This is a genomic window from Chromobacterium alticapitis, assembly GCF_002924365.1.
Taxonomy (GTDB): Bacteria; Pseudomonadota; Gammaproteobacteria; order Burkholderiales; family Chromobacteriaceae; genus Chromobacterium; species Chromobacterium alticapitis.
This window is the reverse complement of record NZ_PQWB01000151.1, coordinates 8,402-8,627: the sequence shown is the minus strand read 5'-3', so window position 1 is coordinate 8,627 and position 226 is coordinate 8,402. Positions and strand designations below refer to the sequence as shown.

Sequence of the window (226 nt, the reverse complement as noted above, 5' to 3'; positions counted from 1 at the left end):
GGTGGGGGCGAGGGCGAGGCCGTAGCGGCGATTGATCTCATTGCCGAAGGAGGTGAGCGTGATGGAATCGAAACCGAATTCGCTGAATTCGGCGTCTGGATCGAGTTGCGCGGCATCCAGCTTGAGATGATCGGAAACCACCCGAGACAGCGCGGCCAGCAATAAGTCATCCAACGCCTCCAAGCGGTCGTTCCCGGCCGGCCGCGGCGGATGCGCCGCGGCTACC

1 protein-coding gene is annotated in these 226 nt (G+C 63.7%); it reads right to left on the bottom strand.

Annotated features, from left to right (window positions below):
* Positions 1-141: acyl carrier protein (locus C2I19_RS22920; RefSeq protein WP_369406697.1), on the bottom strand; the 141-nt coding region annotated here is incomplete at its 3' end.
* Positions 142-226 lie beyond the last annotated feature (85 nt).